29 protein-coding genes and 1 riboswitch are annotated in these 24,536 nt (G+C 33.6%); of the genes, 1 reads left to right on the top strand and 28 read right to left on the bottom strand.

The window, feature by feature from the left end:
* Positions 1-60: 60 nt before the first annotated feature.
* Complete coding sequence (locus CHSO_RS22490; RefSeq protein ID WP_045501035.1) at positions 61-813, bottom strand: DUF3575 domain-containing protein; 753 nt, start codon at positions 811-813, stop codon at positions 61-63.
* A 183-nt stretch (positions 814-996) separates the two neighbouring features.
* Between CHSO_RS22490 and CHSO_RS22485 the strand changes: the two genes are divergently transcribed.
* The gene (locus CHSO_RS22485) at positions 997-3,081 is read left to right on the top strand and encodes an outer membrane beta-barrel protein (protein ID WP_045501033.1); all 2,085 of its coding nucleotides are present in this window, start codon (positions 997-999) and stop codon (positions 3,079-3,081) included.
* Between the two features lie 65 nt (positions 3,082-3,146).
* On the opposite strand, the gene CHSO_RS22480 is transcribed toward CHSO_RS22485, so the two are convergent.
* The 27 genes from CHSO_RS22480 to CHSO_RS22350 all read right to left on the bottom strand — a co-directional run bounded on the left by CHSO_RS22480 (position 3,147) and on the right by CHSO_RS22350 (position 24,523).
* Positions 3,147-4,145 (bottom strand): T9SS type A sorting domain-containing protein, encoded by a 999-nt coding sequence (locus tag CHSO_RS22480; protein WP_045501031.1) that lies wholly within the window; start codon positions 4,143-4,145, stop codon positions 3,147-3,149.
* A gap of 134 nt (positions 4,146-4,279) precedes the next feature.
* Positions 4,280-4,927, bottom strand: coding sequence for a 3,4-dihydroxy-2-butanone-4-phosphate synthase (gene ribB / locus CHSO_RS22475; protein ID WP_045501029.1), 648 nt, complete (start codon positions 4,925-4,927; stop codon positions 4,280-4,282).
* 92 nt (positions 4,928-5,019) lie between these two features.
* Positions 5,020-5,145: riboswitch (FMN riboswitch) on the bottom strand.
* A 202-nt stretch (positions 5,146-5,347) separates the two neighbouring features.
* Complete coding sequence (locus CHSO_RS22465) at positions 5,348-5,836, bottom strand: GDYXXLXY domain-containing protein (RefSeq protein ID WP_045501025.1); 489 nt, start codon at positions 5,834-5,836, stop codon at positions 5,348-5,350.
* Complete coding sequence (locus CHSO_RS22460; protein WP_045501023.1) at positions 5,823-6,902, bottom strand: DUF4401 domain-containing protein; 1,080 nt, start codon at positions 6,900-6,902, stop codon at positions 5,823-5,825. The genes CHSO_RS22465 and CHSO_RS22460 overlap by 14 nt, the downstream gene beginning before the upstream one ends.
* Positions 6,892-7,860 (bottom strand): DUF2157 domain-containing protein, encoded by a 969-nt coding sequence (locus CHSO_RS22455; RefSeq protein WP_045501021.1) that lies wholly within the window; start codon positions 7,858-7,860, stop codon positions 6,892-6,894. The genes CHSO_RS22460 and CHSO_RS22455 overlap by 11 nt, the downstream gene beginning before the upstream one ends.
* Before the next feature lie 75 nt (positions 7,861-7,935).
* Complete coding sequence (locus CHSO_RS22450; protein ID WP_052480694.1) at positions 7,936-8,574, bottom strand: DUF4272 domain-containing protein; 639 nt, start codon at positions 8,572-8,574, stop codon at positions 7,936-7,938.
* 62 nt (positions 8,575-8,636) lie between these two features.
* Positions 8,637-8,987: a DUF2200 domain-containing protein gene (locus CHSO_RS22445; protein WP_045501019.1), complete on the bottom strand. Its 351-nt coding sequence runs from the start codon at positions 8,985-8,987 to the stop codon at positions 8,637-8,639.
* Between the two features lie 16 nt (positions 8,988-9,003).
* Positions 9,004-9,783 carry an alpha/beta fold hydrolase gene (locus CHSO_RS22440; RefSeq protein ID WP_045501017.1) on the bottom strand — a complete coding sequence of 260 codons (780 nt, stop codon included), beginning with the start codon at positions 9,781-9,783 and terminating at the stop codon, positions 9,004-9,006.
* A 111-nt stretch (positions 9,784-9,894) separates the two neighbouring features.
* Positions 9,895-10,650 carry a CHM family subclass B1 metallo-beta-lactamase gene (blaCHM, locus tag CHSO_RS22435; protein WP_316932459.1) on the bottom strand — a complete coding sequence of 252 codons (756 nt, stop codon included), beginning with the start codon at positions 10,648-10,650 and terminating at the stop codon, positions 9,895-9,897.
* Between the two features lie 251 nt (positions 10,651-10,901).
* Positions 10,902-11,741 (bottom strand): hypothetical protein, encoded by an 840-nt coding sequence (locus CHSO_RS22430; RefSeq protein WP_045501013.1) that lies wholly within the window; start codon positions 11,739-11,741, stop codon positions 10,902-10,904.
* Positions 11,742-12,344: 603 nt separating this feature from the next.
* Positions 12,345-13,361 (bottom strand): DUF2268 domain-containing putative Zn-dependent protease, encoded by a 1,017-nt coding sequence (locus CHSO_RS22425; protein WP_232509116.1) that lies wholly within the window; start codon positions 13,359-13,361, stop codon positions 12,345-12,347.
* Between the two features lie 220 nt (positions 13,362-13,581).
* Complete coding sequence (locus CHSO_RS22420; protein WP_045501011.1) at positions 13,582-14,085, bottom strand: DinB family protein; 504 nt, start codon at positions 14,083-14,085, stop codon at positions 13,582-13,584.
* Positions 14,086-14,117: 32 nt separating this feature from the next.
* Positions 14,118-14,501, bottom strand: coding sequence for a 5-carboxymethyl-2-hydroxymuconate Delta-isomerase (locus CHSO_RS22415; RefSeq protein WP_045503204.1), 384 nt, complete (start codon positions 14,499-14,501; stop codon positions 14,118-14,120).
* A 154-nt stretch (positions 14,502-14,655) separates the two neighbouring features.
* Positions 14,656-15,219: a hypothetical protein gene (locus tag CHSO_RS22410; RefSeq protein ID WP_144429015.1), complete on the bottom strand. Its 564-nt coding sequence runs from the start codon at positions 15,217-15,219 to the stop codon at positions 14,656-14,658.
* A gap of 19 nt (positions 15,220-15,238) precedes the next feature.
* Complete coding sequence (locus CHSO_RS26075) at positions 15,239-15,406, bottom strand: hypothetical protein (RefSeq protein WP_171817680.1); 168 nt, start codon at positions 15,404-15,406, stop codon at positions 15,239-15,241.
* A 10-nt stretch (positions 15,407-15,416) separates the two neighbouring features.
* Complete coding sequence (locus tag CHSO_RS26070) at positions 15,417-15,575, bottom strand: hypothetical protein (protein WP_171817679.1); 159 nt, start codon at positions 15,573-15,575, stop codon at positions 15,417-15,419.
* 164 nt (positions 15,576-15,739) lie between these two features.
* Complete coding sequence (locus tag CHSO_RS22405; RefSeq protein WP_045501007.1) at positions 15,740-17,350, bottom strand: serine hydrolase; 1,611 nt, start codon at positions 17,348-17,350, stop codon at positions 15,740-15,742.
* A gap of 66 nt (positions 17,351-17,416) precedes the next feature.
* Complete coding sequence (locus CHSO_RS22400; RefSeq protein ID WP_052480693.1) at positions 17,417-18,802, bottom strand: serine hydrolase; 1,386 nt, start codon at positions 18,800-18,802, stop codon at positions 17,417-17,419.
* A gap of 63 nt (positions 18,803-18,865) precedes the next feature.
* Positions 18,866-19,564 carry a hypothetical protein gene (locus CHSO_RS25220; protein ID WP_052480692.1) on the bottom strand — a complete coding sequence of 233 codons (699 nt, stop codon included), beginning with the start codon at positions 19,562-19,564 and terminating at the stop codon, positions 18,866-18,868.
* Positions 19,565-19,922: 358 nt separating this feature from the next.
* On the bottom strand, positions 19,923-20,426 hold the full coding sequence (locus CHSO_RS22385) for a hypothetical protein (RefSeq protein WP_045501004.1): 504 nt from the start codon (positions 20,424-20,426) through the stop codon (positions 19,923-19,925).
* A gap of 63 nt (positions 20,427-20,489) precedes the next feature.
* The gene (locus tag CHSO_RS22380) at positions 20,490-21,176 is read right to left on the bottom strand and encodes a hypothetical protein (protein ID WP_045501003.1); all 687 of its coding nucleotides are present in this window, start codon (positions 21,174-21,176) and stop codon (positions 20,490-20,492) included.
* 142 nt (positions 21,177-21,318) lie between these two features.
* Positions 21,319-21,693, bottom strand: coding sequence for a VOC family protein (locus CHSO_RS22375; RefSeq protein ID WP_144429014.1), 375 nt, complete (start codon positions 21,691-21,693; stop codon positions 21,319-21,321).
* A 34-nt stretch (positions 21,694-21,727) separates the two neighbouring features.
* The gene (locus tag CHSO_RS22370) at positions 21,728-22,267 is read right to left on the bottom strand and encodes a dihydrofolate reductase family protein (protein ID WP_045501001.1); all 540 of its coding nucleotides are present in this window, start codon (positions 22,265-22,267) and stop codon (positions 21,728-21,730) included.
* A 96-nt stretch (positions 22,268-22,363) separates the two neighbouring features.
* Complete coding sequence (locus CHSO_RS22365) at positions 22,364-22,993, bottom strand: phosphodiester glycosidase family protein (RefSeq protein ID WP_232509115.1); 630 nt, start codon at positions 22,991-22,993, stop codon at positions 22,364-22,366.
* A 184-nt stretch (positions 22,994-23,177) separates the two neighbouring features.
* Complete coding sequence (locus tag CHSO_RS22360; RefSeq protein WP_144429013.1) at positions 23,178-23,465, bottom strand: hypothetical protein; 288 nt, start codon at positions 23,463-23,465, stop codon at positions 23,178-23,180.
* A gap of 31 nt (positions 23,466-23,496) precedes the next feature.
* Positions 23,497-23,922 (bottom strand): DUF1801 domain-containing protein, encoded by a 426-nt coding sequence (locus tag CHSO_RS22355; protein ID WP_045500995.1) that lies wholly within the window; start codon positions 23,920-23,922, stop codon positions 23,497-23,499.
* Between the two features lie 37 nt (positions 23,923-23,959).
* Positions 23,960-24,523 carry a hypothetical protein gene (locus tag CHSO_RS22350; protein ID WP_045500993.1) on the bottom strand — a complete coding sequence of 188 codons (564 nt, stop codon included), beginning with the start codon at positions 24,521-24,523 and terminating at the stop codon, positions 23,960-23,962.
* Positions 24,524-24,536 lie beyond the last annotated feature (13 nt).

The following is a 24,536-nucleotide window of genomic DNA, read 5'->3' as shown; positions in this document are numbered from 1 at the left end:
TAAAAAAAACTGTTCATAAAAGAATAATTTGTTGTGATTTTGAGCTTTTATTACATTTTTTTAAAACCTGTACCCCAAAGAAAGTCCGCTTCTGAAACCGGCCCATGGTCCGTCCACTTTTATTTTGGCTCCGTTGGCATTGGTCTCTACAGTATATTTTACAAACGGAATATCTAAATTTTCTATTTCTTTTTTTAATTGTGCCTGCATATCCGGAGTTAGAACATAATCTGAGGTCATTGTAAAATCGCCTTTTCCGCTTCCGTAATGAGCCCCTGCAATCCAGAAATCAAGGACCAGGTTTTGACTTCTGGTAAGGAAAAACTGTACCCCTACCATAAGTCCGCCGCTATTCCCTTTGGTGTTTCCCTGACCTTTAAGAGGAATCTGATACGTGTTTCCATCAGGGCCATTATAGTCATAGTAGAAATCAAAAGTATTGGAAGAAACATCAGAATACCGGTAATAAGGAGCAAAATAAAATCCTTTTCCGTAGCCTTTTCCAATATAAAACCTTGGTTCAATGGTGAAATTGGCAGCTTTTACCTTTAGATTTTCAAATCTTTTTTCATCCTTATCTTTCAGGAATGCGTTAATGAAAGGGACCTTTCCTTCCGGCATAGTTCCGAAACCAATATTCAGCGAAAACCATTGGTTAAAAGCGCGTTCATAAGACAGATTGATATTTCTGAATGCGTAAGCAGTAACATTCGTCTTGATGATGTTCATCTTCTCAGTAGGAATGTTCTGGTTCTCCTGTGCTTCCAATGCTGAAAACAGAAGAAATGGGAAGAATAGGATTACTTTTTTCATAATCTTATATTTTAGGATAAAAAAGTAGCAGCAAAAAACGGGCTGAATTTAACATAATAATTTAAGCTAATAGAAAAAAATACCAAAATCCTTAATAGTGGCAATACTTTTTTATTTTAAAATTAAAATCAATGTAATGCATTCCACCAATAGATTGTCCTAAAAGTATAATCCATTTCTGATATGAAAAAAACGATATACACGATTTGTTTTCTTTGTGGAACTCTGACTTTTTCGCAGGAAACTAAAAATGATACAGCGAGTACCTCCGGAACGAAAGAACTTCAGGAAGTCATTGTAAAAGCACAGCGCAAAAAGCAGTTTGCTGATAAGGCAGTGTATACTTTTGATAAAGAAGCGCTGGAAAGAGCCCGGTATGCAAAAGATTTACTGAGTACACTCCCGGAACTGCAGCTGGATCCGGTTTCCAATACCATTACAAGTACCAAAGGAGGCTCTACTTTATTTCTGATTAACGGAGTAGAGGCTACAGATATGCAGATCCGAAGTGTTGCACCCAGTGAAGTGTTGAAAGTAGAGTATTATGATATTCCACCGGCGAGATGGGCTACCAGAGCCGATATTGTAGTGAATATTCTGACAAGATCTACTGAAACAGGATATGTTTTTGGAGCGGAAGGATCTTCAGCATTGAATACGGGTTTTGTAAATGCATCTGCTTACGCTAATTATACAAAAGGTAAGAATGATATAGGACTGGAATATTCTATTAATTTAAGAGATTACACAGACAGAAGGGTCAACAGTATTTACGATTATCAGCTGGATGGTCAGCATTACAGGTCTAATGAGGATAGAAAAGATCATTTCGGATATACTTTTCAGACTGTAGCATTGCGTTATACCCGGTTGGTTCCTGATGATTATGCTTTTCAGGTAAAACTGAATATGAATATTTTTAACCGTTTTTCAAAAGGAACAGGGCAAAGTATTTTCACGGTAGACAATGCTGCTGAAGAACATTCTATGTTTAAAAATAACGGTTCAGAGTATGTAACACCTAAACTGGATATTTATTATTCTAAAAAAATAGGAACTAAGGATGAACTGAGTATTAACGCTGTAGGTTCTGATTATACTACCCATTCTTCAGAAATGGCTAAAGAGTGGGTGACAAGAACCGGTCTATCTGTATATGATAATGACATGGTTTTAAAAGCAAAACAGACCAGTTTGGTAGGAGAGTTGGCACATACCCATGATTTTGCAGCCGGGAAACTTTCATCAGGATATCGTATTTCAAACTCGTCAATATCCAATGATCTGAATAATCTTTCAGGATATTCTCAATATAAAGTTACGTATCTGGAGCAATATCTTTACAGTGAATTTGCAGGAAAAATAGATAAATTCAGCTATCGGATTGGAATAGGGTTGACGAATATTCATAATAAAAGTGCAGAAAATACTTTTGATGAATGGTCATTTACTCCGAAATTAGTATTGGCTTATCAACTTAAAAATAATCAAAGTCTCCGTTTTACAAGCAGCTATAAACCTATAAGCCCTGTGAGCAGTGCTCTCAGTAGTAATGTTGTGCAGCTGGCGCCCAATATTGTACAGAAAGGAAATCCTTTTCTTAAGTCTCAACAGAAATGGACCAATAATTTAACCTATTCATTAAACAACAAGTATTTTGATTTTAATTTAAATGTATCCTATTCTTACACAGATCGGGTCATCAATCAGTATTATATTTTAGACGATACTTTTGGAGGGTATGCGCTGACTTATGAAAACGGGCAGTATTCTCAGCAGGTGGGAGCTTTTATTTCAGGTTCTTATAAGCCCTTCGGTAATAATCTGCTGGTGATAAAGGCTAATTTAGCTCCTACTTTCGAAATGGTAAAGACCAGTACCGGTGCAGTGATTAAAAATGATTATTTTGGAAATTATTTTGTGTTGTCTTCAGAATATAAAAACTTTTCAGCACAATATCAGTTTAATATTCCAACGTATAGCTTAAGCGGCGCTTTTCTGAATACCAATGAAAACCAGAATAATATTTTTATTAGCTATAAACATAAAAACTTTACTTTTTCCACAGGAATGTACTGGATGGGAATGCCCTCTGAATATAAAACAAAAAGTTTATCTGAAAGCTTAGTGGATTATCGACTTCATACACAGATCATGAACAATAAATCCATGTTTGTTCTGGGAATAAGCTATGACTTTTCTAAAGGAAAGAAAACTGAGATCCAGAAAAAGCTGAATAATGATACTGCCCCGGCTGCTACTTTTTAATGTTTAGCGTTCTCTGAGGATCGAAAAAAATCTCGTTCATCAACTTTGAACGAGATTTTTTTATGTTACTTCTTGATGAACTTTAGATTCTTTTTAGTTTCAGAATTTTTTCCACTGATTTCAATAAAATAAGAAGCTGGCGGAAGATCTGAGATTTGTATATTTCCTGAATTTACATCAGCTGTTTTAATGAGTTTTCCATCCAGAGCGTAGATATTCGCTTTTGAATACCCTTCTGTATTTCCTTTGAATCTAATGAAGTCCTGAGCTGGATTAGGATATACACCGAAGCTTTCTTTTTTGACGGTATTACTTACTGCCAGTGTTGCCATATTCAAAGCCATTGCAGTTGAAGTCGTCTGATTAATCCCTAATATAGGGACCGAAATATTTAAGCTGGTAGAACTGAGCAACGGATATCTGTGACTGGCATCGTAATAAGAATATGCCGTATTGGTAACAGTACCCAAAGGATTAGTAAATGTTAGGTCGGTAGGTAAATGTAAACTGAAATTTTGTATAAATTTTACTCTAAGGACATTATTATAAGTCTGGCCACTAAGAATTAATGTACCATAAGCATCTGCCTGAACAGATGTGGTTCCTACACATATTCCATTGATTACGGAAGAAGTAAATGTTCCCTTGGCAGCATCAGTCTGTGCAGGCCCGAAGGCAGTAGGGTAGTTGATATAAGTTCCATTATCCATACTTAAGTTCAGTGTAACCTGAGGATTTACAATTCCTGTGATCTCTAGTTTTGTTGACGAGGCTTTATAGAGTATAGCGGTTGCTCCTTCAACCATTTTAATATTGGAGCCGGGAAAAGTATTTATTTCACTGGCTGAAGGCGTTAAATAGCTAACAAGTGCAGGTGTTCCCAAAGTAAGACTTCCGTTTGAAAATGTTACATTGGCTCCGGTTGCAGAGTTATCCACAGCTCCGGTAATAAGTCTGTTATCCACAATATCATTGAGGATAGGATCATGGGAAGCTTTTGTAAGCGTGATCTGAGCTGAAAACATTGCAGAAGTTCCCAACAAAAAAAGGATAGATTTTTTCATGGTCAAATTTTTTATTAAAGTTAGTTAAAAAGATGAAATAATTTTTTATGTTAACTTATTTTTAATGAGATAATTAAATAAAAAACCGCCCAACAATGTCGGGCGGCTATTTTGTGCATTAAATGGATTGATGTCTAGTTGCTCATAACCATTTTTCGGTACGCGTAGATGTCTTCAATAGTTACTACGCTCATTCCTTTTTTCATAGCAAAATCTACGATTTCCGGAAGTCTTGCCATGGAACCATCTTCATTGGTCAGTTCGCAAAGTACAGCATCATCACCAAGATTAGCCATTTTTACAAGGTCTACACTTCCTTCTGTGTGCCCACGTCTTTCAAATACCCCATCTTTTTTAGCGATCAGAGGAAATACATGCCCAGGGCTTGCAATATGCTCGGCTAAGGCATCTGCGGCAACAGCAGTTCTGATGGTTGTTACACGGTCTTTTGCCGAAACTCCGGATTCTACTCCTTCTCTGGCTTCAATGGAAATGGTAAATGCAGTTTGATTTTTTGAATTGTTGTTTTCCACCATCGGACGCAGGTTAAGATGCTTACTTTTTTCTTCGGAAATGCATAAGCAAACGATACCGCTGCATTCGCGGATCAAAAGCGCCATGTCCTGTTCTGTAATAGTGGAAGCGGGAAAGATGATGTCACCTTCATTTTCACGGTTTTCATCGTCTACTAAAAGAATACCTTTTCCCTGTTGTAATGTTGAAAGTGCTTTTTCTACACGTTCTTTGGAGGTTGCTCCGAATTGTTCTAATAATTTTTCCATGTTATTTTACTTTTAAAAGTTAAAATAGTCTTCGGTACATGGAAATGAAATACGATACCATAAGGGCCTGCGAAGGACCTTACCGTACGTCTCATTTTCTTCTCCCATCCAGACTTTAACTGTCGGTTTTGGAATTTCACCAAATCAGTCCCTTCAAATGAAAGGAGTCGCGGACTGTAACCGCCGGTAGGGAATTTCACCCTGCCCCGAAGAAAACTTATACTAAGTTTTACTGTATGTATTAATTTAAATTTTTATTTCATTGAATACATTTAATGCACAAGTCGCTAATTTCGGGAGTTTTTTCGAGATAGAAAAGAATTTTTTGATAGGATTTATCAATGAAGGGTTGGTTTCTAAAATAAAAAACCACTCACAAGTAGGAGTGGTTTTTAGTCTATTTTTTGGTATGAATGGATTTTATTGAATCTGTTTTAATTGTTCATCATATAATCCAACTAATACACTGTTTCCATCTTTGTCTGTTTTGACCCCGCCATAAGCTGCTTTATCATATTTATCGGCATGTCCTTCCTGAAAAAAGAAAGATTCTGCTCCAATATTAATGTTCCATTGATTGGGTGAAGTGTACTTGATGAGGTGTTCACCAGTTTTCAGAGGGGTTGTGTCTTTTTGAAAACGTACCCATTGTGCTACACCTTTTGGGTCAAGTGTTACTACACAATATCCACGACTTGGGATCTTTTCAGCATTAATGTTATTGGAAATGTCATATCGCAAGCTCATATAATCGCCTTGCATCAGTGAACGGGGATCTACAGGGGCTAGCTTTAATAAAATGGGCTGTCCATTTTTTAATAGGTCTTCTTTTTCTACCACTGAATAATTGAAATAGACCAATAAGAGAACAAGATTGACAATGATAATAAGCCATTTATATTTTTTCATGTGCTGACAGTTTTTTGTGGGTAAAGAAATAGATTGCCAGAAAGATAATTCCTGAGGTAAACAGAAGTATGGATTTGGTTAATAAAGTGAAATTAAGATCATAATAAAACCTCCCGATAAAGATGAGTAAAGCAATGATTCCTAAAACAAATCCGGTTTTGTAGTTGACTGAAAAACTCAGCAGAATAATGAGAATTGCTCCCGGTATGGTTGGTGTTAATAAAGCAGGCAATAAAAATAAAGCAGTAAGAACATACAGAAATATCTTATAAGTTGTATCGGTAACCTGTAATGTTTTGAACAGATGAGAAACAACATAAAGAATGGCTATAACAATGACAACAGATGGTATTGAGCCATAATAGTAATGCTCTTCATTGCCAATGCGAAAAAAAGATTTGAACCCTAAAAAGGCAAGGGTAACTATGAAGGAAAAGACCATTCCTGTGCGAACCGGATCATACAGTTTAGATAACACTTTGTTTTTAGTTATTATTTTTGCTTCCCACAGGAACAGGAAAGTGATAATGAGCGCCTGAAGAATAATGATAGCATGTGTAAGCGTAAAAATCTGATTAATCTGGGCAAAAGCAAATATACTTCCATTGATAATTAATACGGAAATAAAGGAAAGAATATAGTTTTGTGCCAGAAATAAAGTACACAATGCAAGGATTATGAATACGGGATAGATGCTATCACCTTCCGTAGAGAGGGCAATACCAAGAAGTGAAAAACCGGTAATAAAAAAAGAGACGCTCAGAGTATCTATAATTGTTTTTCCAGCTATTCTGCTGATAAAAGAGGATCCTGCAATACAGACCATTCCTAATATTCCGATTCCTATTTGCGATTCGAAAACCTGAACCATAAAAATAAAGCCTAAAAAGGCAAGACAGGCCATAATTCCACCAAAAACAGATAATATTTTGATAGACAGTGATTGATGATTGGTACTTTTCTCTTCATAGGCAGCCATAATTGCTTCTTCATCAAAACGAATCTCCCTGTCACTTACTGAACGAAGATGATGCATCAGCTCTTTTATATTTTCTTTATTTCTCATTTTTCCATTTTTTTTGAAGGTTCATCAAATTTTTAATGATAAGGGTGATGCTCGCAATAACGAAAACAAATACTAATAAGAACATACCTTCATTTAATATATCTTCATCGTCTCCTATTCTAAACAATAAAGAACAGATAATAATGACAAGGCTTAAAGGGATAATGGCAAAATAAAAGCTGTTTTTTGTTTTAAAGCCATACCAGATACCTAAAGCGTAGGTAATAATGCTGAGCGGAATTAAAAAAGATAATAAAGTTTTGTGGCTGTCCACAAAATCAAGACAAAGCCCAAAGGTTGATATACTGACCACTGCCAGTGATAAAATGTTGGTAAACCAATTGGGAATGCTGAGCTTTTTATAATGAGAAAGTAGGATAGAACCTATCAAAATAACAGTATTAAGAATAAAAAGGAGGAGTATAATGATACTTTCATTCCAGTCTTTGGCTATCTGCTCTGAATATAAAATAAGAGTAGTATTGATTAAAACGACATAAAGAAGCCATAAAGGAGCGAAGTCTGATATGATAACCCAAAGTGTGATAAAAATTGTCCATGCTAAAAAGAAATCATATGCATCTGCACCGGTTTGATAAACCTGCCCGAATACGGCAAACAAAACTCCCACAAGGGCAGCCGCACCGGTGAGAATCATATTTCTGATGTTATTATTTATTTTAGGAAGTAAAGCTAAACCTGTGGTGGCAATGATTAAGGTCTCTGTTAACCCTATTTTTGCGAATTTTGGTAATTCTGCCCAATTATAGGCAAAGAAAAAAATAATTCCGGATACCGTAAACCCAATTCCCAGGCTGAAAAGGAGTAATTTAAGAAATTTTAGCCAGGCCTCCTGGCTGCTGTAAATATTGTTTTTAAGAAGAGTATTGATCTCCTTTTCGTTGAGATTGCTATACCTGCTAAGGATTTGAATATCTTCTTTTTGTATGTCTTTCATTGAAGGTGTGTTAAGTATTGAAAGGGTAGCTGTCCTTAATAAATTGCTGTTTATTATAATGAACTGTAGCGTTTCTTAAGTATCACAGGAAATATGATCCCATTCCTGATCCATATAATTAATCAGCCAGTTGAGAGCGTAATGTCTTTCATAGACAATCCCCGGATGTATCTGCGTTATTTCTCTGTTGTTGATTCGTGCATCTACACAGGCCCAATCGTATCTGTAGTATAAATCGTTTGCATCAAGGATTTCAGATTTGGAGCGGATCTCATGGTTAGCGTTAATAAAATCATGAGGATTTCTGTCTCCGCCTACAGGATATTTTTCAAAAGGAATATTGTTGAGGTCGCATAATTCATCAGGGAAAGGTAAGGTATCTACTATTTTTAAAGCCCACAATAAAACCCAAATACATTCACATTTCCATGTTTCCTGAAATTTTTTGTTTTCTGTAGGTTCAGATATAAAATCTTTTTCTTTAGGAGTAACGTATTCCCAAAGATTATACTCTATCATATAATCCGTTGCCGTTTCTGAATCTATCGTATTAAAAGCAACAAAATTGGTGATTGCAAGAATAGCAACCCGTGCTGCTATTTCTTTTGGGGTTCTCAAGGTAGTTTCCTCTTCAGATTCTATATGAGGCAGGTTAAAATTGATTGTAATACCTTCCTTTTTAAGAATGTCTTCCGTTCTTTCTTTTCTGGTCATTTGTATTGAATATGATTACTATTTTAAAATAATATTTAGTGATGAATTAGAATGAGTTAAAATTATTCTCTTAATATCTTTTCCATCTTTTTTCCTTTGCCCAGTTCATCAATCAGCTTATCAAGATACCGGATATTTCTCATCAGTTTATCTTCTATTTCCTCTATACGATATCCGCAGATAATACCTCTGATTAATGAAGCGTTAGGGTTCATTCTTGGAGCCTGTTCAAAAAAAGTTTTAAAGTCAGTTCTCTTTTCTAATTGTTCTTGAATTCCTTGTTCATCATAACCGGTTAGCCATTGAATAATTTCATGAACTTCAGATTTTGTCCGCCCTTTTTTCTCTGCTTTTTGAATATAATATGGATAAACACTGGCAAAAGCAGTGGTGAATATTTTTGTATTCTGCATCGCTTTTTATGAATGTTTAGATTAATTTTTTTAACACTCCGTCCAGAATGATATTGAATTCTTCCGGTTTTTCAAGCATAGGATAATGACCAACTCCTGTAATCGTTACATAGTTATAATCCTTTAAATACTTGCGGTTGCTTTCAAGATTTGTAGGCGAAGCATCCGAATTAATAGCTACTACCGGGATCTGAACTTGTTCTGCAATGCCTCTGAAATCTGTTTTGTATAAGGGTTGGAGGACATTGATGGCTTTTTCCGGTTCGTTTTGAAGAAACTCATATTGTAATCTTTCTTTCACGGCAACCGGTGTTTGCTCTGCAAAAAGATATTGAGGAAGAAAGTTTTCCACAGCATATTTAAAATCTTTTCTGTAATGAGTAAACATGATTTCTTCTGCCTGTTCTTCAGTGAAAGATTCATCCAGGTTTTTCAAAGTGTCTATCAAAACCAAAGCTTTTACTTTTGGAATCTTTAATGAGGCTTCAAGAACGTAAGCCCCACTCATTGAATGTCCCACAAGGATAATTTCCTGAGAATCTATAGTGTCAGTTACCGCTTTTATATCGTCAGCATACCGGGAACTGGTCCAGTCTTTTCTGGAAGAATCAGATTTTCCGTGTCCGGCAAGATCCAGCTGGATGACATGATAATTTGAGGTGAAATATTTTTGTTGATCGGCCCACCATTCAGTATTTCCGAGCCAGCCATGAATAAGAATGATTGCTATATTTCCGTTTCCGGATTCCTTATAATGGATTTTTTGGTCATCTGAAGAGACTGCATATTTTTCCATAGAATTATATTTTATGTTGAGGTGTAAATAATTTTAAGGAAACTAAGGTACGAAAAGCCTATAGAAAGTGAAGGTGTTTATTTTTACAGCGTTTGTTTTCTATCGGTGCTTTTATTGAATTTTGAATAAGTTGATCGTATAATCAAGTAAGCTTTGGTCTCCATATTCGCCATGGCCCGGAACAACAATTTTTACATTAGGAAATTCTTTTTTCACTTTTTCAACAGTACTAGACCAGGCTTTAACATTGGCATCTCCCAAATATCCTTTGCCGGCTTCTAGCTCTTTTAGCAGACAGCCTCCAAACAGAATATTTTCGCTCGGAAAATATCCTACGCTGTTGTCTTTTGTATGACCTTCCCCGAAGAATTTTGTAATTGTTTTTTCATTGCCTACTTTTAAAATCAAAGAATCTTTGAAACTGTTTTGGGGAACAACAAAATTATTTTCTTTGGCTAATTCAATCGTTTTCATGTACGAATACGAAGGGATATTATGGTTATGGAATGCCTGTAAACCACCTGCGCTGTCATCATGAAAATGAGTCGGGATAACCGCATTAATTTTTGAATGCAGTGTTTTATTAATCCATTGGATAAGTTCTTCTGAAACTTTATCATTTGTTGGAGTATCAAATACAATGGTTTCACTGCCATTTTTTACAATAAGCCCATTGCAGGGAACATTACCGAAGTCATTGGTTTGTTTAAAAGAAGTATGGATAAAAGAATGCTCTGAAATCTGAGTAATGATAAGGTTTTCAGATGTGTAAATTTCCTTGGCTTTAAAGTTTTTTTTATGCTGAGAATGACAGCTTAAGTGGATGAAAAAAAATAAGATGACGAATATACTTTTCATGACTCTCATTGCTTTTTTGTCTGCGGATGAAATTACAAAATATCTGTAAACGGATGAGTTAAAAGTATTTTTTTTATCCAATCCATGAATTGGTCAAAGATATTCATCTATATGTTTTCAAATATTATTCTTTATAATCTTTTGTAGATGGAATTAGTGGGTGATATAAAAATATTAATTTTATCTTGAATAGATCAAAAAAATCCCTGAAAGGTTTTCGCTTTTCAGGGGAACTTATGATGGATAAAAACTCTTTTAATTTATTTCTTTGTTTCTGATTTGATGTTGATAATCATCACTGCATAAGAATTTCCGGAGCGGTCTTTTATTTCGCATTTGAAGTAGATGAGATTCTTTAAGAACTTTTGTTGAAAAACTTCAACCAGAAATTCTGTTCCAATGGGCATTGCTTTGGAGGCATAGCCTTCCAGGCTGTCAATTTCATAAATGTCACGGTTTCCTAAAAAGTTAAAAATTTCTCTCAGTACACAATTGGCAACAAAAACAAAAGGAACAATTGGATAGTTTTCAAAATGACCTTTGCATTGATTTAGGCTAAAAGGATTGATGGATATGTTGAAATGATGGTAGTCTTCAGTTGTGTTGATTTTACCTTCAGGAAGTTTTTCATTATAATTTTCAATGGGGGTATCATTGAAAAAGTCTTTATAAAAAAGTTTGAATGAATCTTGGTTGATGATGTAGTAATCCAGTTCAAAAGAATACAGTATTTCTCCAGATTGCTTATCTTTTGCGCTAAGGCAGGATTTCCCTTTTCTTTTTGATTCCAGATAACTTCCACCGGTAATGGATAGAGTACCTGGAAGGGGGCTGTAAGATAATTTTCGGATTCTTAATTTCTCTCCAAGGAAATAGATCTTTTCTTTGGAAGAATCATTCAGTAGTTTGTACAGGCTGCAGCTTCCCAATGAAGCTAGTATTTTAAGCAGGTGGGTAAGATTCTCATTACCAAAGTCATGACCGGATATCTCAGTTTCAATCGCGTGGTCATTAAAAATACTGTTTCCCGGGATGTTGATGTAAGGAACAGCTTCCCCAATATATGGAATAATGTTTTTTTGAATGTCAGTTGTTGTCATTGAATGAGGGTATTAAATTGTTTTCATTGTTGTGTATCACTTTCTTCAGCAATGGATGCAGTGGAATGGCTAAGTATTAACAGCAACCTATATAGGAGATAGGGAATGGACTAAATGTATAGTGTACAGGGTGCTACGAAGTTTGTGTTTCTCATTTTAAGAGATAAAATAGGTTTTTATATTTCTGTTCATGGTGATTTATTTTGTTATTTAAAATTACGTAAAAAATAATTATAAACAATTATTATTAATTAATTGTAATGTTTGTTGTTTGAAAAAATGAATGATTTTATGCCTGATAATAAATCAGAATAGGTATATAAAAAAGTTATCCACATAAAATTATTCACAATTATTTTTGTGTGTTGATAACTTTATGTGGATAATTATATTATTTAATATACTGGTTTTTAGTGTTTTGTTGAGTGTTTTGTAAAGGTTTTTAAAAGTTATCCACATTTGGTAATTGCTGATTGAGGGATTGTGGAAAAGTTATCCACATGTTTTTCTATTACTCCTGTAAACAATAGTTTTTCATATTCTCTCGATGAAAATAATAGTGGTAAATGTGGAAAATTTTGTTTATTTTAAAATTGTAGATGCTTACAAGCGGTCTATATATTTTTCGTAACCACTTTTTTCCAAAAGATCACGAGCACTTAAATGATAAACATCCTTCCAGGAATCCGGGCCGTTTATTTCAACATATTTTTCAATAATTCTGAATCCCAGCCAATAATTCATAGATTTTGGAGCCTCCGGAAAAAGTTTCAGCTTATCATTTCTCAATAATGGATTATTCCCTGAGCTGTCATCAAAATAAGGTTTTAATTTTGTGAATATTTCCTTTTCATGGTTGAGATACCAGTTCCAATTCTCCTTTGACATATTTTCAACAGCTTCATGTTTTTCCATTTTCCGGTTAAAGAAGACATAAGTGAAATAGCAGGCAAACCCTTCATCTATTGCCTGGCTCAATGCAGATCGGCCATTGCTGTCAGTATTTCTGAAATGTTCATACACCAGATGATTCAATTCATGGGGAAGAGCCTTTTCAAGAGAGTAAAGAATATCTACCTCTTTATTGTTAAGTTCTAATGCAAATTGCTCAGCATTGCATCCACCAAATGAAATTCCGGTGATAGGAGTGAAGATTAAACTTATTTTAGCCTTAGGTTTATAGGGAACCAGCTTATTGAATTGGATAAGGATTTTCTGAAAATGTTTTTTAAGGTCAATACTTAAAATAATATTGGCTTTGTCTTCAAACTCTTGTTTATTTTTTTCATACAACGATTTATTCCAGGCGATCATGCCTTTAGGATTGTTGAAAAGATGAGCATTTTCATCCCCGAAAATTACCCCATAGCAGCTGTCCCATAATTTTTTATGAGGCAGATAAACATTTTTAACGATCCTTACAGAATCATATTGCTGATTTTTATGAGCAAGAAGCTGATGCTTGAACAGGTTTTTAATGACAATATTCTCAACCTTCACACTATCGGCAACTTTTTCTAATCTGTTATAATCAAATTTTTTATTAGTAATAGCGGATGGTGTTCTTGTAGAGCAAGAAAGCATAACACATACTGATAAAAACAGAATGCTATTTTTCATGGTTTATTTTTGAACTAAAATATTATAAAAAAAGAATAGAAGGAAAATGTATTACCTCAATCGTTGAATTTCCCTTCTGAACGGTATTTCTGAAAGATAAACCATGAAAAAATAGAGTTAGATTAACTTGCTGGATAATACTCATCAAGATTTTCAAGGATGTGATTGGGTATGAGCTCAAAAAGTTGTCCTATTTTATTATTTTTAAAATTCAAAAGACTTATTCTTTGTCTTTGTAAATATTCCAGAAGTTGAAATCTGTCATAGGAGCATCGGTGATTCCTACGTTACGGCCCATTGTTACAATTTGTCCTCTATGGTAGGTTCCATGAAGAATTACGTGTTGGATATATTCATACTTTGAAAAATCACATTGAAACCATTGGGATTCTATTTTTACATTTTTAGTGAGATCTTCTTCAGATAAACCTTCCACATAATCCACCAGCTTTTGAGAATTATTTTTTAAGTTTCTGAAAACTTCTTCTTTGCTGGTTTCAGCAGTGGTTTTGGCAAAATCGAAATCATTGTTTTCAGAAATATGGCTCCACCAATATTCCTGAGTCTGCCAGATGTGGTGCAGGGTTTTTAAAATAGTAGGAAAACTGGAAATAACTTCCTGATTAAGCTGTTCATCAGATTTTGTAGATAACCAGTCAATGTATTTATTGACTACCCAATTGTTGTACTGAACGGTTTTACTGATTAAAGTTTTTAAGCTCATAATATTAATATTTTGTGGTTTAAAATGGAAGATCAAAGTCCAAAATGACGGTTATGACTAGTGTTTTCAGGATTGATGAGGGCTTTGTTGCTATACGTAGCGGCTTCAAATTCGCTGATATTGACGGACAGAAATGAAACGTCAGGGAGTAATTCTGTAAGTCGGGTGCTTATTAGTTTTGAGAGGTTCGCTTTTTGTTCATTACTGCGACCCTGCATAATGTGCCCAAAGACATGCAGGAAATTTTTTTTACCCTCTCCCAATCGGTAATATTGATATGGCTGCAATCTTACTTTAATGTCATTCACCGCAAACAAACCTGTTGACTCAGCCATATTGTATACCGCGTCCATAATTTCATCAGGAGTTTTTTGTTGGAGGATATCCTGCGAGCATTCTATGATAAAATGAGGCATAAATGTTTGTGATATGATTTTTGTCATGTAAAAATAAGAAAAATATGAATTCCTATTTCAAATAAAAAACCATTCAAAATAGAATGGTTTTGTGGTATATATTTTATGTAATTACTTTTCTTATTAGGTTATTTTTAATCAATCATTTTGAATGTTATTCTAAGAAAATTGTTGATTGTCCTTGAATATCAGTTGGTTGTTCAAATATAAATGATTCATAAGTAGCCTGACCGGATTTTCCCTCTATATAATGTGTTGATCTCCCTATTTCTTCATTGTTAATATCTTTAATCTTCACCATTACATTTCCTTTGAAATCCTTATTAAATATTATATAAACCTGTAAAATATTATTTTCGTCTTGTTCAATTTTACCAATTTCAATTCCTTTTTCTTTGAGTGATGGCTGCGTAACTGTTTTATTTTTCAAAACTGTTCCAGCTCCATCATAAGCAGATTTTCCAAAAGCAGTAACTGTTTTTCCTGTAATTTCTCCTGTTTTAGAGGCTCCTTTTACGAGCAAATCATCTATTTTGTTGTAGGTTTTGGTAGCAGTCTGATATAGTGTAAAACATCCTAAAGAAATAAATGCTATTAGGCTGATAATAATAGGATATTTAAAGTTTTTTTTCTTCTTGATGACAAGCATGAAAAGAGCATAGAGCATAAATAAAAATGCAAGCCCTGTGAGAACGAATAAGATAATAATTTCTAACATAATTTGTTTTGTTTGGTTCTTAGTTTTTGTTTCTTTTTGGTCGTATCATAAATAATCCACCATGGCTAAAATAAGTTCCTCCATCTATCATTTTACTATTATGATAGTCCTGATGAATGAATAAAATACTATGCCCTTCGTGAGAAACCTTGGTGTAGGTGCCTTTCACAATTCTTGTTCTGCTCATAGTGTAGGAATTAGGAGTTATTATTTTTTTCAATGGTATGATTCCATACTTCCTGAAGGGTAGGGTTGATGATTTTTCTTTCAATCACCATTTTTGGCTTCACTACACGATTGATGCTAAGAGGGTTGCTCTCAGAAGTTTTTTCTGAATTAGAAATATTTTTTCTCATAATAAGTGTTTTTAATTCCCTTAATTTAGAAATATTATTTTATTTACATATTGATTTTTTCATAAATATTTAAAAATGTGATAGTTATACGATTTGTATAATAAATGAATAAGCCTGAATGATATTATTCAGGCTTATTCAATAGAATTATTAGAGCTGTTTTTTTACAAAGCAGATTTTCTAATGCTATACTGAGGTTGTATAGGATCAGACATATCCAATACAATATCATACTGGCCATCTTCTGCTATCGGAAAATCATAGGCATTAAGAGCAATGGTTTTTCCATCATTATTTAAACCAAGGTTATACCCCCAATCATTATCAACCCTGAATTTCAGGTTTCCTTTTTTCAAGTGAAAATTTTTGAGAACATAAAGGGCAGGATTTTTTTGATCTACAAGCAAAGGGGTATCTTTTCCGTCCCAGCCGCCTGGAGTGGCGTTTCCAATGATTCCCCAAAGATAGTGGGTTGCTTTTCTTGTTCCGGTTTTTACATTTCCATCGCGGAACTTAACTGTTAATGAATTCATTTTTCCTGTTTCGTCAGGTTTAAAGTTGAATGTAAAATTGTCATCCAATTGAAATAATGTATTGCTAACAGGGAGTAATGAACAGAAAGGATATCCTTTTTCCCTGAAAAGAACCTGTCCATCCACAACCGTTACATAGAAATCAGTATCTCCTGTAGAGTAAATTCCTTCCAGTTTTTTTAGTTCTTTTGGATTAATTTTGTCTGCCGTTGGAATAGTGTAAGGCTTATTGTACAGTATACTTTCAATTTTTGGAATAATGCTGTCTGTGTAAGATAATTCAGAATTTGACATCACGATAACGCAAATGTCATCTTCCAGAACTCTGTAATATCTGCTTCGGTACCCTGGGCCGCCACCATCATGGCCCACCCCTTTTTTACCATTAATCATTGATATTTGAGAACCTAGTCCATAATGATCCTTAAGATAAGGAGTAAACATTTTATCAAGGGTTTCTTTCTTCAGAATTTTATAGTTTTTAAGGGCTTCATTGAATTTGAAAAGGTCTTCAACAGTAGAATACATAGCTCCGGCAGCAAAAGGGTGATCGGTTTTAAAACGTAAAGCTTCGTTGGAGGTATTAGGCGATAAAAACTCATATCCAAAGGCTTTGTTGCTGTCAGTAACCATATTGAAATTAAAACCGGTATGATTCATTTGCAGCGGTTTTAGAATATAGCTTTCAATAGCTTTTTCATAATCTGTTCCGGTTACTTTTTTGATGATATATCCCAGAATATAATATCCTGAATTGGAATAATCCCATTGTTTACCCGGAGAAAAATTCAGTGGTTTTACAGCAATGAATTTCATGAATGTTTCTTCATCTACAGTGTTTTCTGAGGCTGTATCATTGGGAATTCCGGAGGTATGGGAAAGAAGATTGGCAATTGTGATGCTGTCTCCTTTGGGAAAGTTCGGGTAATATTTGGAAATTTTGTTGTTGATGGAAAGTTTTCCCTCCTCTTCAAGCTTCAGAATAACTGTTGCGGTGAACATTTTTGTAGTGGAAAAAATCCGGTAAAGGCTATTATTGGTGTTTTTTTCTTTTTTTGGGCCGTTTCTATAGCCATAACTGTTCTCAAAAATAATTTTTCCTTTTTCAGCAACAAGAACAGTACCGCTGAATTGATCTGCTTTGTCATAAGCTGCTAATAATTGTTCCAGCTGTTTTGCTTTTTGTGAAAAAAGCGGATTGGCTGCCAGGAGTATAATGAGGCAGGCTAAAATAGTTCTCATGTATTTTTTACTATAAAACAATTGAATGCAACATAGCATTACATTGGGTTGTAAGAAAATGAAGAATTATTTTTTTGTGGTTTGGTTTAATAGTTCAAAACACAGATAATCAACAGACTCATTGATTGAAGCAACATTGGAAAGAATAATGACCGCTGTTTGATTTTCCATATCAAGGGTCATTGAAGAAGAATATCCGCCGGTTCCTCCATTGTGAAACAGGATTTCCTTATTGTTTTTGATGGTCATAATATGCCAGCCTAAACCGATTTTTGTTTTATCATTAACAGTAAACGTGGGCTTTCTGGTTAAAGCCAATTCTTTATTTTTAGGATTAAATTGTGCATTTACAAATTTGGCAAGGTCTCCGGCAGTCGATAAAATCCCACCGGCACCCAAAAGAACATCCCAATCCCAGTTGGAGACAAGATCACCATTGATATTATGTCCTTTGATAAGCGTTTTACCCAGATTCTGGGAAGTGGTAAAAGACTGAGTCATTCCATATTGGTCAAAAACCGTTTTTTGTAATAAGTTTTGAAATGTAGTTTTTTGTGACAGCCCTAGGGTATATCCCAATAATCCGGCACCCAGATTAGAGTAATAAAAATTTTTAGAGATTTTATCATCAATGGTCATTAAGTTTTTAAGATAATCTTCGAGTTCTTGTGTATGATATTCCTGATAAGGATTATTTAGATTTAATAAATTCAAATTTTGAGGTAAACGGGGGAGTCCGGAGGTATGATTCACAAGCTCTTCAAAGCTGATCTTTCTATTCTCTTTAAAAGGGAATGAATAATATGAATTGATATGATCCGTAAGTTTTATCTTGTTAGATTCCACCAGAGAAGCAAGAACCGTAGACGTAAATACTTTTGTAATAGAACCGATTTCAAAAACCTTATTTTGATTTTCAATGGGCTTTATCGAGTCATGATCTTTTATAATACCATAATAATTTGTTTTTCCATTTTGAACGACTGCAATGGAAAGTTGAGTGTTTTCAGGAAATTTGGCTGCTGTAGAATAAATGACTTCTGCTATTTTTTTTGGATAGGAGCTAAGAACATTGCTTATTTTCTTCGGTTCATCATAAGGTTTAATAAATAGACCATTGATTTTATGTTGAGAATCTAATGAAATATTAACCATCAGAATTCCTTTTTCAAATTGAGTTTTATAAGCTGCATACGTTGACTGTTGATAGCCTGTGAATTCCGTACTTTTCATATTTCCAACTTGATTCTTCAGGTCAGACAAAAACTGTTTATTCTTTTCAATGGGTAATGATTGTTTCATTTCGGAGGAAAAGCTGTTGAAAATTTCATCATATTTTCCGGTGTTGAAGCTTTTTTGAAATTGGTCAAAACTAATAGTGTAGTTTTCAGTTTGGGCAGTTAGATTACAGCTCAGGATCATTAAAATCAAGATATAAAATAGCCTTTTCATGGGAATCGTTTTAAAGGTCTAATATAAATCCTAATGACTTAGAGTTACAAAAAAATATAAACTTTATTTATCACATTTAGTAGGTTTAATCTTTAGCCTTAAGTGTAGTTTTTTTCGGTAAGAAATGATATCATTGATTTCAAAAGCTTTTTTTGGATAGGCAAATCCATTCTTAATTTCGAAATAGGGTGATGGATAATATATTTTTTGACATTCTTTATCACATGACCCTAATTCTTCTTTTATTGTGTAGCTTTTATTGATATTTACTGTTTTAAATTTCTTCCATTGTTTCAAGTTATTATTGGGAAAGATAAAACTTAATATACCAACCCATTTTCCATTAATTTTATACACAGGATCATATATGTATTTTTGATGAAAAAAATTGCCATTTTTATTTTTAGAAATATAGAGGATTACATTTTCATATTTTTCAAAACCTGGACGGTCATAATGATCATAGGCATTGAATTCAACATTTTCTTTTATCAGATGATTCTTTAAATTTTTAATTACTAAATATATACAATGAAATGCATTGTCCATGATATAAGATTGATGTGTAACAGTTAAGGTATCTCCTGTTTCCGGATCTAATTCTTTTGTTTTACTTTTTTCCTGCTGTAGATTAGGGTTAAACTCTTTAACACTTATTTTCTTACCGATGAAAATGTATAGTTTTTTGTTTTCTATTGACCTTTGGGAAAAACAGAAAGCTGAAATAGAAATAGAAAAAACTAAAAAGAATTTAATATACATGTGTTGGGTTATTTAAACTTCTTTGTTTTTAAATTAATAAGATAAATCATGAAAATTTCGATCATCCACCAAAATGGAATTTTAAAGAGGATATATAAAACATTGAATCCATCTACAATTTCAAATTTATGATGAACATTATTAAGTTCAATCTCACAGGAAAGAAAGGGAATGATAATAAATAAAAAAATCCAAAAATAATTTTATTTATTTTAGTCCATTTGATTATTCTTTTTTTGATAAATAAATAGAGAATAAAATTAATTATAATTAGAATTAAAAAGTCTGAATAATTGAACAGCGCAAAGGGTTCTGCTGGCTCTTTAAAAATATTTTTCATGGTTTAAAACTCTTTGAATTAATTCCATATTTTTTTTATTCTGTCAGCTATTTCATCTGCTTTCTCTTTTGTAACCCAGTCAATAATTCTTATTTCGCCATCCTTATTCATCAATACGACAGAATAAGTAGCATCTACCCATAAAAAATGATAACGGGTACCCAACTGAGTCTTTTCTATTCTAAAGTCTGCCGTCTGAATATCTTTAATTTCCTGTTTCAGAAATGTTTTTGAACTTGTAAATAATTTATTTTTATATCTTACCCTCATAGAATCAGGCTTAATATAGAGAATGGTCTTTCCAAAAGTATTCCATAGCCAGAAATATAAGAAAAGGATAAAAAATGCCACAAAAGGAACTACTTTAGTGATATAGCTGAATATAGATAAAAAATAAGATTCTTCTATAGAGATCAAAGGCATTAGAATTAAAATGATAAAGATACATACTACTAATGCTAGGCCCATGATAAGGGTTACCAACCAATTGGTTCTATTTTTTATTTCAATGATAACGGGCATTTTTCAAATCTTTTCCGAAAATTAATGCAAACAAAGAAAATATCGATGCGGCTAAAAAGTCTGTTATAACTTTTCAAAATATTTTCCTTTAAACTGATACCTGATCTTCTTGGCAGTCACTTTAGAATCTGCCTGTATTAAAGGAATATGGATGATTTTATTTTTAGAATCATATTCAATATCATAATCTTTTCCTTCATAATTTCTGTTAGGTGAAGCAGTAAGATCTACTTCGTAACCCAGCTGATTTTTGATACCGCTTTGGGTTTTGATGAGTTGAGCTTTATCATTCAGCTGCCCATTATCAATAGAAAAAACTTTGATAGCATGGTAACTCATGCCGGAACTTAGTATGGCTTTACTTTGGGTAAGGTAATATTTTTTGTTTTCTGAAACAATATCGTTGATCTGGTAATAATAACATCCCGGATCGCCTTCACCTTGGCTCTCTACAGCTTTAGAAAACACTTTTTTATTTGCTTCATATTGGTACACATTTTTGAAAAAATGCATGGTTCCGCCTGTCCATGTATCCCATGAATAAATCCGGAATTTGCCATCTTCTGAAGTTGCAACAGAGAGTCCGATTTTCTCTAAAGATTTAAAATCATGGTGAAGGGTCTGAGGATGAGAAGATGTATATCTGACTAACAAGTTTTCAAATTTTGTGTTGGCTAAAACTAAAGAATCATAAGAGTTTTTATGATCTCTGCCTTCGGAAGACCAGTAATCAATTTTTTTGAAAGGCATCACTCAGTTGTTTTTCAATAGTCAATATATTTTGTCCGAATAAAAAATGAGCGGTGAGTAAAAATAAAAATCCAAGTACATTCTTTGTTTTCATGGGATGAGTTTTAATAGGATTTAAATGGTAAAAATCTGGTTTCCTGTGCTATTTTCTGCATTTTAACTGAAATACATTTCCCTCAGGATCCGTGCCGTCACACAACCAAAAATCATAGTTCTCGAAAGTTTTGATAGCTCTCATTTCAACTTTTTTCAACAGCAGTTCATTTCTAGCTGATTCAATATCTGTATCCACCTCAAAAATAAGTTTGGTATTATTGTCAAATTGATGACCGGTTTCTATTTTTTCCAGATACTGGTCACCGATTTTATGAAGCCCAATATTGATGGTTCCTGCATTCATCAAAACCCATACAGCATCTTCTTCCATCATCTTTAGGCTAAAGTTTTCAACATAAAAATGCTTGAGTAAATCAATATTTTGTACATACAGAATGATGGAGTCTAGTTTTACATTCATGATTAAGGATCGTGTTTTATTGTAAGATTACAGCTTATGGATGATAAATAAGTTGTACAACACCGGATTTAAAAATATTGGTTTCAATAAGTTTTAAATTTAACCTCTCTTTTAAATCTTCAAAAAGAGGCTTCCCACTTCCTAAGGCAACCGGATGTACAGATATTCTATAAACATCAATCAGATTATGCTGAATAAAAGTTTTGATAAGACTTGCTCCGCCATATAGCCAAATATCCTTGCCGCCCTGTTTTTTTATTTCTAACACATTTTCCACAAGATCGGAATGGATGAATGTTGCCTTTTCATCTTCCCGGTTCTGGCTTGAAAAGACAAATTTATTTTTTGTATGAATGGTTTTCCAGAATTCTTTTTCTTCAGAAGCAACATTTTCATCAGGCTGATAATTTCCCCAAGCATCATAGCTCACTCTTCCATAGAAAATAGTATCGATTCCTGAGATAAAACCATCAAAATCCATGTCATCATCCATAATACACCAATCGATTTCTCCGTTGGGTCCTTCAATAAATCCGTCTAAGGTTGTTGCCAGGTCTAATATGATTTTTTTCATGTTTAATAGGAAATGATGGGGTTAATCTTTGGATAAAGTTTAAGAGAAAGGTAAGTATATTTTACCTGTTGAAAAAAATATTTTATGAAAATAATTCTATTTAGATGCCGTAACTCCTACCATTACACCAAAGTCTCCATCAGTCTGAATCCAGTTTTTTTCTGGAAGATAGGCTCTGGAAACGTAGCCATCGAGATATAAAGCATTCTTACATCCCATTTCTTTAAAAAGTTGAGCAAGACTATAAAAATTAATTTCCTTTTTAGACATTGCAAAAATAACTTCTCCATTTTCCAAAATACCGACACCGTTTCTGATATTCAGATTTTTAGAATCTTTTTGAAAAATAGGGTTGATCTTACCATCAATGAGTAACATCGGGCCAGATTGAGTGGCATATTGGATGTCTGCATCTTGTCTGAATTTTTTTGTTTCCGTAATGCCGGGTTGATGATTTTTGGTGATATAAAATATTCCATTGGGCTGAAGATAGAAATTTCCGGAACCCTGCAGTGTGTCTATAGATTTCAAGGTTTTGAAGTTTTCAATATAAAGTCCTTTGGGTGCGTTGTCTGGTTCAAACATTCCACCATTCATGGCGAAAACTAATTTTTCATTCCCAGATTCCGTTTCATTTTTCAGATTATTGATGCTTTTTAGGATTTCATTTTTATTGTTCTTCCAATATAATTTTACAGTCTGTTTTTGGGGATTCACCTGATACATGACAAAGTTATTTTCATGCTGTATTTTTTCTTTACAGGAGATGAAAAGAAAGAGTAGAAGAAAAAGTAAATAATTATGTTTTATCAGCATTTGGATAGTGAGTTTATAAGATTTTCTAATAGTCTGTAATGACAAAAATATTTCTTTAAGACACTTAATACGTTTTCCAGACATTCTATTGAGCCTATAATCTTATCCAGTTCAGAATAAAGAGCAGGACCAATATTCCTATAATATAAAACTGTACTTTGTTCACTTTTTTTGCTCCAAATTTCCGGACACAGATTCTGTCTGCAATGATGAGAATAACAACTGGAATTAGTCCCAATAAGATATACATTCCTGCTAAACCATCTGCTGCAGAAACACTGGTGAATGCCGTATAAGAAAAAAATAAACCGATAAGTAGAGATAATATTCCTAAAATGAGAAATAAGGTGAGTTTACTGGCTGGTTTATTAGATGATTCCACGGTATTGATGTTAATGAAAATTATCGTAAAATTAAGGCTTTTGCTCGTAGCCATATTGTATAGCTGCTTTAAGAATCTCAATATTGATATCTTTCAAGGCTCTAAACTTAATACAATATCCTGTTACGCTTGCTTTTCCTATTTTTTCTCCAAAGGTTCTGGTTAAATAAGTTTTATCATCTATTCCCATAATATAAACAGATATTCCCGTAGTATTGGCACTCATTCCGATCTGATAAAAATCCTTAGTTTTTCCATCCGCATATTGAATCGTTCGAAGGCCATATCCGATATTTGGATTAGAAACCGTTTTGCCTTCATCATTTTTACCATCCAAAAACCACAATGTATCATCCGGCATAAGTTCCAGCATGAGATCGTGAAGCTCTTGCATATCGGTACGCTTGGGCTCAGGCTGGCTGTTAATGTATTCTGAGATTTGTTTTTGGATGTTCATGTCAAATAAAGATTAATGTGTAAATTTAAGTGAATCGTTATTGATTCCATTGCAGCTCAATATATTTTGTACATTCATTTTTCAGATCGTTATAGCCTTCACACAAAAGTGCCGAACCCCCATTTTTCACAAACTCGTTGATTATTTTGTAAATCTCTTTTGCTTCGATGGGACCTTGTCCCTGCAGATCCAGCATAATAGTATCTGTATTGGAAAGAGTAGTGTACAAAGATAGTAACAGCGTAGAATTTGCAGAAAGTGTTTTGATCTTAGTGTTTTCGTTTATACCCTTAATTTCATAAATTTTTCTTGCATATAAGCTGTTTAAATTGGCATTCTTTTTTAAATATTTTCCGACAGTCTGTGGATAAAAGAGTTGTCTAAAAGCCGATTCTTTATAATGTTCAGCATAGGTCATATTTTTATTTATCACAGCACTTTCATTTTTAGTTCTTCCGGAAAAAATATCTTTCAGAAATGTTTTTGTTTCATGAAAATGTTGTCCGTTATACAAAAATAGTACAACAAATTCTCCTGCGTTTAATTTGAATGGAGGTATGTAAAAACTGCTGGTAGTTATTCCTTTGTTTTCAATAAGCATCTATCTCAATAAG

The organism is Chryseobacterium sp. StRB126, from assembly GCF_000829375.1.
In the GTDB taxonomy this organism is placed as follows: domain Bacteria; phylum Bacteroidota; class Bacteroidia; order Flavobacteriales; family Weeksellaceae; genus Chryseobacterium.
Note: the sequence above shows the minus strand (reverse complement) of the source record. Positions and strands in the feature narration are given on the sequence as shown.

Coding starts and splice junctions, on each gene's coding strand:
- CHSO_RS22490 (WP_045501035.1), bottom strand. CDS start 813: ATGAAAAAAGTAATCCTATTCTTCCCATTTCTTCTGTTTTCAGCATTG.
- CHSO_RS22485 (WP_045501033.1), top strand. CDS start 997: ATGAAAAAAACGATATACACGATTTGTTTTCTTTGTGGAACTCTGACT.
- CHSO_RS22480 (WP_045501031.1), bottom strand. CDS start 4,145: ATGAAAAAATCTATCCTTTTTTTGTTGGGAACTTCTGCAATGTTTTCA.
- ribB (WP_045501029.1), bottom strand. CDS start 4,927: ATGGAAAAATTATTAGAACAATTCGGAGCAACCTCCAAAGAACGTGTA.
- CHSO_RS22465 (WP_045501025.1), bottom strand. CDS start 5,836: ATGAAAAAATATAAATGGCTTATTATCATTGTCAATCTTGTTCTCTTA.
- CHSO_RS22460 (WP_045501023.1), bottom strand. CDS start 6,902: ATGAGAAATAAAGAAAATATAAAAGAGCTGATGCATCATCTTCGTTCA.
- CHSO_RS22455 (WP_045501021.1), bottom strand. CDS start 7,860: ATGAAAGACATACAAAAAGAAGATATTCAAATCCTTAGCAGGTATAGC.
- CHSO_RS22450 (WP_052480694.1), bottom strand. CDS start 8,574: ATGACCAGAAAAGAAAGAACGGAAGACATTCTTAAAAAGGAAGGTATT.
- CHSO_RS22445 (WP_045501019.1), bottom strand. CDS start 8,987: ATGCAGAATACAAAAATATTCACCACTGCTTTTGCCAGTGTTTATCCA.
- CHSO_RS22440 (WP_045501017.1), bottom strand. CDS start 9,783: ATGGAAAAATATGCAGTCTCTTCAGATGACCAAAAAATCCATTATAAG.
- blaCHM (WP_316932459.1), bottom strand. CDS start 10,650: ATGAGAGTCATGAAAAGTATATTCGTCATCTTATTTTTTTTCATCCAC.
- CHSO_RS22430 (WP_045501013.1), bottom strand. CDS start 11,741: ATGACAACAACTGACATTCAAAAAAACATTATTCCATATATTGGGGAA.
- CHSO_RS22425 (WP_232509116.1), bottom strand. CDS start 13,361: ATGAAAAATAGCATTCTGTTTTTATCAGTATGTGTTATGCTTTCTTGC.
- CHSO_RS22420 (WP_045501011.1), bottom strand. CDS start 14,085: ATGAGCTTAAAAACTTTAATCAGTAAAACCGTTCAGTACAACAATTGG.
- CHSO_RS22415 (WP_045503204.1), bottom strand. CDS start 14,501: ATGCCTCATTTTATCATAGAATGCTCGCAGGATATCCTCCAACAAAAA.
- CHSO_RS22410 (WP_144429015.1), bottom strand. CDS start 15,219: ATGTTAGAAATTATTATCTTATTCGTTCTCACAGGGCTTGCATTTTTA.
- CHSO_RS26075 (WP_171817680.1), bottom strand. CDS start 15,406: ATGAGCAGAACAAGAATTGTGAAAGGCACCTACACCAAGGTTTCTCAC.
- CHSO_RS26070 (WP_171817679.1), bottom strand. CDS start 15,575: ATGAGAAAAAATATTTCTAATTCAGAAAAAACTTCTGAGAGCAACCCT.
- CHSO_RS22405 (WP_045501007.1), bottom strand. CDS start 17,350: ATGAGAACTATTTTAGCCTGCCTCATTATACTCCTGGCAGCCAATCCG.
- CHSO_RS22400 (WP_052480693.1), bottom strand. CDS start 18,802: ATGAAAAGGCTATTTTATATCTTGATTTTAATGATCCTGAGCTGTAAT.
- CHSO_RS25220 (WP_052480692.1), bottom strand. CDS start 19,564: ATGTATATTAAATTCTTTTTAGTTTTTTCTATTTCTATTTCAGCTTTC.
- CHSO_RS22385 (WP_045501004.1), bottom strand. CDS start 20,426: ATGCCCGTTATCATTGAAATAAAAAATAGAACCAATTGGTTGGTAACC.
- CHSO_RS22380 (WP_045501003.1), bottom strand. CDS start 21,176: ATGCCTTTCAAAAAAATTGATTACTGGTCTTCCGAAGGCAGAGATCAT.
- CHSO_RS22375 (WP_144429014.1), bottom strand. CDS start 21,693: ATGAATGTAAAACTAGACTCCATCATTCTGTATGTACAAAATATTGAT.
- CHSO_RS22370 (WP_045501001.1), bottom strand. CDS start 22,267: ATGAAAAAAATCATATTAGACCTGGCAACAACCTTAGACGGATTTATT.
- CHSO_RS22365 (WP_232509115.1), bottom strand. CDS start 22,993: ATGTATCAGGTGAATCCCCAAAAACAGACTGTAAAATTATATTGGAAG.
- CHSO_RS22355 (WP_045500995.1), bottom strand. CDS start 23,922: ATGAACATCCAAAAACAAATCTCAGAATACATTAACAGCCAGCCTGAG.
- CHSO_RS22350 (WP_045500993.1), bottom strand. CDS start 24,523: ATGCTTATTGAAAACAAAGGAATAACTACCAGCAGTTTTTACATACCT.